The organism is Neisseria sp. SLRRB23 (assembly GCF_050896295.1).
Taxonomy (GTDB): Bacteria; Pseudomonadota; Gammaproteobacteria; order Burkholderiales; family Neisseriaceae; genus Neisseria.
This window is the reverse complement of sequence record NZ_JBPBFH010000001.1, coordinates 101,832-108,806: the sequence shown is the minus strand read 5'-3', so window position 1 is coordinate 108,806 and position 6,975 is coordinate 101,832. Positions and strand designations below refer to the sequence as shown.

Below are 6,975 nucleotides of genomic sequence, written 5' to 3'. Positions count from 1 at the left end.
AATGGGTGCCGATGTTAAACTGGAAGATAAGGTTAAACTTTGGGCTTCATTCGCTACGCAATCAGGCAAACATCGTGACAAAAATAAACAAGGTCAAATGGGCTTGAAATTTGAGTTTTAATCATTCGAGCTGAAAATCTGAGTAAATCGTCACAATATTGTAATCTAAGCGGTGAAATTCACCGCTTTTTTTTAAACGCTTTCCATTCCTCCTTATCTGTCCCGAGACCTTTGCAAAATTCCTTTTCCCCCAACAGTCGAAACCCCAACACAGTTTTTCGGCTGTTTTCGCCACCAATCACTCCCTAACTCTACCCAAATACCCCCTTAATCCTCCCCAGATACCTGATAATCAGGCATCCAACCGCCTTTTAGGCAGCAACAGGCACACTTAGCCTGAGACCTTTGCAAAATTCCCTAAAATCCCCTAAATTCCCACCAAGACATTTAGGGGATTTTAGGGAATTTTGCAAAGGTCTCAGGTTACGTTATGAATGTGAAGATAAAATATAATCTTTTAGAATATTGTGAATATTTAGGTGGTATTTTTGGTGTTTATAAAAATTATTTAAATATGGATATCAAAGATCCAAATTTAAAAATTAGATTTTTTGATTTTTTGGACGAACTTTTATCAGATGGTGTTATTGAATTATGTGATTATCGTGAAAATCCTCCAAAAATATTAACCGGTTCGCCAAAAACACAAGTAGATGAATTAAGAAGAATTTGGCCGGATATGGAAGAGATGTTGCTATATTTTCCAGATAATCCTTGGTTTTATGTAGAACATTTTTGGTGGGGCGCAACTTGCCCTATTGAACTGACACAATTGCCTAAATTAGAAATTTACGAAGAACAAATGAAACAAGGTAAGTAAGCGTATTAGTATTAGTATAAGCTATAATCATAAATCATATATAACAAAAATTAATCAGTTAACAAACCATTATATTTTAACCTTAATCCCATTCGGGCCAGTTCTGTTTCATTTCGAATTCCTCTTAGATACTTATTGTTTGATGTGCCATTAATCACAATTTCTCCCCCTTTTTTTGTAATACGTGCTGCTTCGGGAAAATAATCCATTAACCGCTCAACATCCCGCCTCTTCCAAAACCGCGCGCGCGGCCAAATCCGCCGTATCTTTTTTCAACAGCAGGTGCAACACCCTGAAATCCTGTTGCAGCGCGGCAACCTTATCGGGGTGTTCGTACCAGTCCGCCAACGCCGCCGCCAGTTTTTCCGGTACGGCATCATGTTGAAGCAGCTCCGGCACAGCCTCCTTACCCAACAGGATATTCGGCAGGCCGACATGCGGCACTTTGATTTTGCGTTTCACATAAGCATAGGTCAGCGGCGAAATCTTGTAGCTGATGACCATCGGACGCTTGCACAACGCCACCTCCAAAGTCGCCGTACCGCTCGTTACCAGCACCACATCCGCCGCCCTGCACACCGTTTCAGACTGTCTGTCGGTTACCGTCAGCGGTAGGCCGGCAAACTCCGGCCGCTGCAAAACTTCCGCCAAACGCCGCTTCGTCGCCTCAGTTGCGGCAGGCAGCAGGAAGCGTGCGGCGGGATAGCGTTTCAACAACAATAATGCCGTCTGAAAAAACACCGGCGCCATATAGTCGATTTCGCTGACGCGGCTGCCGGGCAGCAGGGCGAATACGGGGATGCCGGCATCCACGCCCAAAGTTTTCCGCGCCGTTTCACGGTCGTCTTCCAAGGGCATAAGCTGCGCCATCGGATGACCGACAAACTCCGCACGTCCGCCCGCATCGAGATAAAGCTGCGGCTCCATTGGAAACAGGCACAGCACGCGGTTAACCTGATGCACGATTTTGCCCACACGTTCCCGCCGCCACGCCCACACCGACGGGCTGACATAATGCACGGTCGGAATCCCCGACCGTTTGAGCCGCTCCGCCACACCCAAATTAAAATCGGGCGCATCGATACCGACAAAGACATCAGGTTTCAACGACAGCAAATCCCGTACCAGCCCCCTGCGTATCCGTAAAATTTCCGGCAGCCGCCTGACCACCTCGACAAAGCCGCGTACCGCCAGCCGCTCCTGATCATAAAGGCTCTCGAAACCTTCCGCCTTCATCAGTTCGCCGCCGATGCCGGTAAACCGCGCCTGCGGGCAACGCTTTCGGATGGCGCGTATCAGGTGCGCCCCCAACAGGTCGCCCGACGCTTCGCCGACACTGACGGCAATCAAAGGGCTTTTTTTATCAACCATATTCGTCTGTCCCCACATACTTTCACGTCCCGATGCCGTCTGAAGGCTTCAGACGGCATCGGGGTTCACATTTTCGTCCCGTTTTCCAACATCACTGCAAATTGCGCCAAGTCCGGCGGCAGCTCCGCCTTCAACACCAGCGGCTCACCCGTGAGCGGATGGTTCAAGTGCAGCTCGGACGCGTGCAAAAACATCCGCTTCAAACCCAACTTCTGCAAACGACGGTTCGCCTGATAATCGCCGTAGCGTTCGTCGCCCGCAATCGGACAGCCTTGAGATTGCAGATGCACGCGGATTTGGTGCGTGCGACCCGTTTTCAGCGTTGCCCGCACCAAAGTCAGGTGCGACAGCCCGACACCGTGCAAAATGCCGTCTGAAAAACGGCTTAACACACGGAACACCGTATGCGCCGACTGCCCGTCCTCACTGACGCGTACCATCTTTTCGCCTTGTGCGCCGGTATATTTGAACAGGGGCAGTTTGACATGGAAATTGTCGTCCGGCAGTTTGCCCACCCCCAGCGCAAGGTAGATTTTTTTGGGGTGGTCGTTGCGGATGGATTCATGAAGTTTGACGAGCGCGCTGCGTTTCTTCGCCACCATCAACAAGCCGCTCGTATCCTTGTCCAAACGGTGAACCAACTCCAAATACTTCGCCTCCGGACGGGCGCGGCGCAACTGTTCGATAACTCCGAAACTCACGCCGCTGCCGCCGTGTACCGCCACGCCGGACGGTTTGTCGATGACCAAAAGCGCGTCGTCTTCGTAAACCACCTCAAACGCACGCGCCGGTACGGCGGCACGCCTTTCAGACGGCATTTCCTTCTCCGCCACGCGCACAGGCGGAATCCGCACCGTATCTCCCTCCGCAATACGGCTGTCGGGTTTGCAGCGTTTCTTGTTCAACCGCACCTCGCCGGCGCGGATAATGCGGTGGATATAGCCCTTGGGCACGCCCTTGAGGATTTTTATCAGATAGTTATCAAGGCGTTGACCCGCCTCATGTTCGGCAACCCCTATCAAGCTGACCGAATCTTTGCTTATTTCGTGCGTTTTCATCTATAATCCGAACGTCCGTTTCAGCAAAAAGCGCGCCCGACGCGCCCCCTGAAACGGTTTACTCTTTAAAACGGAATTTTATATTAAAAAAGCACTCCGCAAAGCATTTTCCCTGCGCCTGTTCCAAGCCGGCAGGCGCAGAACGTAGTCAAGTTTGAATTGATTTTGCCGTTTCGGCGCGGAAGTAAGACGGCAGCCGGGCCCAAGCCCCAAACGCAAACCGCCCGAAAACACAGGCATAACGATAACAAGAAGAAGCCGGCCTCCCATTTTTCCGACCATACTGCTCGGAACGCGGCAGACAGACCGCCGCATCGATCTTTATTGCCTTCTTTATCCGACCCTTCCGCACACGGTTCCTCGGAACGTGCATCCCTGCGGATTTTCAACTCAAAAACTGATTACCGGTTCCATCCGAGAACATCGGAAAACCCAGCATTCCGGAGTGCCGAACCGGGCATGTGCCGTCTGAACGCCGCCTGCCCACGAGGTGATCATGAAAAGAATGTTATTCAACGCAACGCAGGCCGAAGAGCTGCGCGTTGCCATCGTCGATGGCCAAAACCTTTTGGACTTAGACATCGAAACGCTGGGCAAAGAACAGCGCAAAGGCAATATCTACAAAGGCATCATTACCCGCATCGAGCCGTCGCTGGAAGCGTGTTTCGTCGATTACGGAACCGACCGCCACGGCTTTTTGCCGTTTAAAGAAGTCTCCCGCTCATACTTCCAAGACTACGAAGGCGGACGCGCGCGCATCCAAGACGTGCTCAAAGAAGGCATGGAAGTCATCGTCCAAGTCGAAAAAGACGAGCGCGGCAACAAAGGCGCGGCGCTGACCACCTTCATCAGCCTCGCCGGACGCTATCTGGTATTGATGCCGAACAACCCGCGCGGCGGCGGCGTATCCCGCCGTATCGAAGGCGAAGAGCGTCAAGAGTTGAAAGCCGCCATGGCGGAACTCGACATTCCAAACGGCATGAGCATCATCGCCCGCACCGCAGGCATCGGCCGCAGCACGGAAGAGTTGGAATGGGACTTGAACTACCTCAAACAACTCTGGCAGGCGATTGAAGAAGCAGGAAAGGCGCATCACGACCCCTACCTGCTCTTTATGGAAAGCTCGCTGCTCATCCGCGCCATCCGCGACTATTTCCGCCCCGACATCGGCGAGATTTTGGTGGACAATCAAGAAGTTTACGACCAAGTTTCCGAGTTTATGAGCTACGTCATGCCGGGCAATATAGGCCGTCTGAAACTCTACGAAGACCACACGCCGCTGTTCTCCCGCTTCCAAATCGAACACCAAATCGAAAGCGCGTTTTCGCGCAGCGTCAGCCTGCCTTCCGGCGGCGCGATCGTCATCGACCATACCGAAGCCCTGGTTTCTATCGATGTCAACTCCGCCCGCGCCACACGCGGCTCGGACATTGAAGACACCGCGTTCAAAACCAATATGGAAGCCGCCGAAGAAGTCGCCCGCCAAATGCGCCTGCGCGACTTGGGCGGTTTGGTCGTCATCGACTTCATCGATATGGAAAACCCCAAACACCAGCGCGATGTGGAAAACGTCCTGCGCGACGCGCTCAAAAAAGACCGCGCCCGCGTGCAGATGGGCAAACTCTCCCGTTTCGGCCTTTTGGAATTGAGCCGCCAACGTTTGAAACCGGCTCTGGGCGAAAGCAGCCATGTTGCGTGTCCGCGCTGTGCCGGTACCGGCGTCATCCGCGGCATCGAATCCACCGCCTTGCACGTTTTGCGCATCATTCAAGAAGAAGCGATGAAGGACAACACCGGCGAAGTGCGCGCACAAGTGCCTGTCGATGTTGCCACCTTCCTGCTGAACGAAAAACGCGCCGAGCTGTTTGCAATGGAAGAGCGTTTGGATGTGAACGTCGTCCTGATTCCGAACATCCACCTCGAAAATCCGCACTACGAAATCAACCGCATCCGCACCGACGACGTAGAAGAAGACGGCGAACCGAGCTACAAGCGCGTTGCCGAGCCGGAAGAAGACGAATCCGCCAAACCGTTCGGCAGCGAAAGGGCCAAAGCCGCCCGTCCCGAACCCGCCGTCAAAGGCGTGCGCCACACCAGCCCCGCCCCGACTGCCGCCCCCGAGAAAAAAACCTCCTGGTGGGACAGCTTCAAAGCATGGCTCAAACGCATTTTCGGCGGCAGCGAAACCCAAGCCGCGCCCGCTGCCGAAACCTCCGAAAAACGCAGCACGGCAAACCGCAGCGGCAGCCGCGCCAACAACCGCCGCCAAAACCCGCGCCGCAGCAAACGCGAAGGCAGCAAAGTAGAAGTCCGCGAAGTGGCAGGCAAAACTGCCGGACAGGAAGCGCGCGCCGACAAAGCCGAAACGCGCAACAACGGCAACCGCCGCCGCAATGAACGCGGCGACCGTGCCGCCGAACGCGCCAACGAAGAGGAAATCCAAAGCCGCAACGTACAGCCTACCGCAACCGTTGCAGATGCCGCACCGTCCGAAACCGAAGTGCAAACCGGCAAACGCCGCCGCAACGGCAGCCGCAACGAACGCGGCCAAACCGCGCTGGAAACCGCCGCCGTTGCCGAAACAGCCGTTCAGACAGCGGAAAACACGCCGTCCGAACCGCATACCGCAGAAGACAAAGGCAGCAAGCCCAAATCCGAACGCAACCGCCGCGAACGCGACAGCCGAGATGCCAAAGAACGCCGCGAGCGCAACAATCAGCGCGACCGCCGTCAAAACGGCAAAAAACGCAATATCCCGTCTGCCGCCAAAATCGAGCAGTACCTGAATATTCACGACACCGCCGACAAAGTCCGTTCTGCCGCCGCGCACGTTTTCGGCGAAACCGACGTAAACGCGCCGATTACCGTCAGCATTGCCGAACCGGTTGCAAAAAGGGACGTTCCGACAGCATCTCCCGCCGTTTCAAACAACGACGCACTGGTTTATGATGCGGCGGAAAAAATCCGCCGTGCCGTTGCCGCCATCCTTCCCGAAGGAGCGACACCGAAAGCCGAAGCACAGGAAATGCCGTCTGAAACCTCAACCTTTACGGCTGCGGCGGAACAGGCACAGGAAACCGCACAAACCGGCGGACTCGGCCTGATTGAAACCGACCCTGCCGCATTGAAGGCATGGGCGGCACAACCCGAAGTCCAAGCCGGACGCGGTTTGCGCCGTTCCGAACAGCCCAAGCCGTCTGAAGCCGCAACCGTCCCTGCCGAAGAAATGATCCAAGTCGAAACCCGGCAAGGCTGAACCGACGGCGGCAAAAAGAGGTTCTGTTCCGCAGAACCTCTTTTTTACATAGATTCGGATACCTGCAATGCCGTCTGAAACTTCGCCATTCCCGTGATTACCGAAACATTCCGCCATTCCCGCAACCTTTCGTCATTCCCGTGAAAACGGGAATCTAGAACCTCAAACTTTCAGATAATCTTTAAATATTGCCGCTGCCCGAAGGTCTGGATTCCCGCCTGCGCGGGAATGACGGCGGAGCGGTTTCTGTTTTTCCGATAAATTCCTAAAACTTAAAATTTCATCATTCCCACAAGGACAGAAAACCAAAAATAGAAACCTAAATTCGTCATTCCCGCACAGGCGGGAATCTAGAACGCAGGGTTGGAGAAACTGTTTTTTCCGATAAGTTTCCGTACCGACGAGGCTGG

The 6,975-nt window shown here is 53.8% G+C and carries 5 protein-coding genes; 2 read left to right on the top strand and 3 right to left on the bottom strand.

From position 1 onward, the window contains the following. The first annotated feature begins 490 nt into the window (after window positions 1-490). The gene (locus tag ACRPFF_RS00595) at window positions 491-880 is read left to right on the top strand and encodes a DUF596 domain-containing protein (protein ID WP_432673507.1); all 390 of its coding nucleotides are present in this window, start codon (window positions 491-493) and stop codon (window positions 878-880) included. A gap of 50 nt (window positions 881-930) precedes the next feature. Here ACRPFF_RS00595 and ACRPFF_RS00590 read toward each other — a convergent pair whose 3' ends face one another. Genes ACRPFF_RS00590 through ACRPFF_RS00580 form a run of 3 tightly spaced genes read right to left on the bottom strand, consistent with a single transcriptional unit; the run spans window position 931 to window position 3,309 of the window. Beyond that, a complete protein-coding gene (locus tag ACRPFF_RS00590; RefSeq protein ID WP_432673506.1) occupies window positions 931-1,089 on the bottom strand; it encodes a hypothetical protein in 159 nt (52 codons plus the stop codon). Window positions 1,090-1,096: 7 nt separating this feature from the next. Further along, window positions 1,097-2,269, bottom strand: a complete 1,173-nt coding sequence (gene lpxB, locus ACRPFF_RS00585; RefSeq protein WP_432673505.1) for a lipid-A-disaccharide synthase — start codon at window positions 2,267-2,269, stop codon at window positions 1,097-1,099. 47 nt (window positions 2,270-2,316) lie between these two features. Next, window positions 2,317-3,309 carry an RluA family pseudouridine synthase gene (locus ACRPFF_RS00580; protein WP_432673504.1) on the bottom strand — a complete coding sequence of 331 codons (993 nt, stop codon included), beginning with the start codon at window positions 3,307-3,309 and terminating at the stop codon, window positions 2,317-2,319. Window positions 3,310-3,805: 496 nt separating this feature from the next. On the opposite strand from ACRPFF_RS00580, the gene ACRPFF_RS00575 reads away from it, so the two are divergent. Then, window positions 3,806-6,565, top strand: coding sequence for an Rne/Rng family ribonuclease (locus ACRPFF_RS00575; RefSeq protein ID WP_432673503.1), 2,760 nt, complete (start codon window positions 3,806-3,808; stop codon window positions 6,563-6,565). The last annotated feature ends 410 nt before the right edge of the window (window positions 6,566-6,975 follow it).

What these genes read in the sequence shown, in the direction of transcription:
- ACRPFF_RS00595 (WP_432673507.1), top strand. Translation starts at nt 491, where the DNA reads ATGAATGTGAAGATAAAATATAATCTTTTAGAATATTGTGAATATTTA.
- ACRPFF_RS00590 (WP_432673506.1), bottom strand. Translation starts at nt 1,089, where the DNA reads ATGGATTATTTTCCCGAAGCAGCACGTATTACAAAAAAAGGGGGAGAA.
- lpxB (WP_432673505.1), bottom strand. Translation starts at nt 2,269, where the DNA reads ATGTGGGGACAGACGAATATGGTTGATAAAAAAAGCCCTTTGATTGCC.
- ACRPFF_RS00580 (WP_432673504.1), bottom strand. Translation starts at nt 3,309, where the DNA reads ATGAAAACGCACGAAATAAGCAAAGATTCGGTCAGCTTGATAGGGGTT.
- ACRPFF_RS00575 (WP_432673503.1), top strand. Translation starts at nt 3,806, where the DNA reads ATGAAAAGAATGTTATTCAACGCAACGCAGGCCGAAGAGCTGCGCGTT.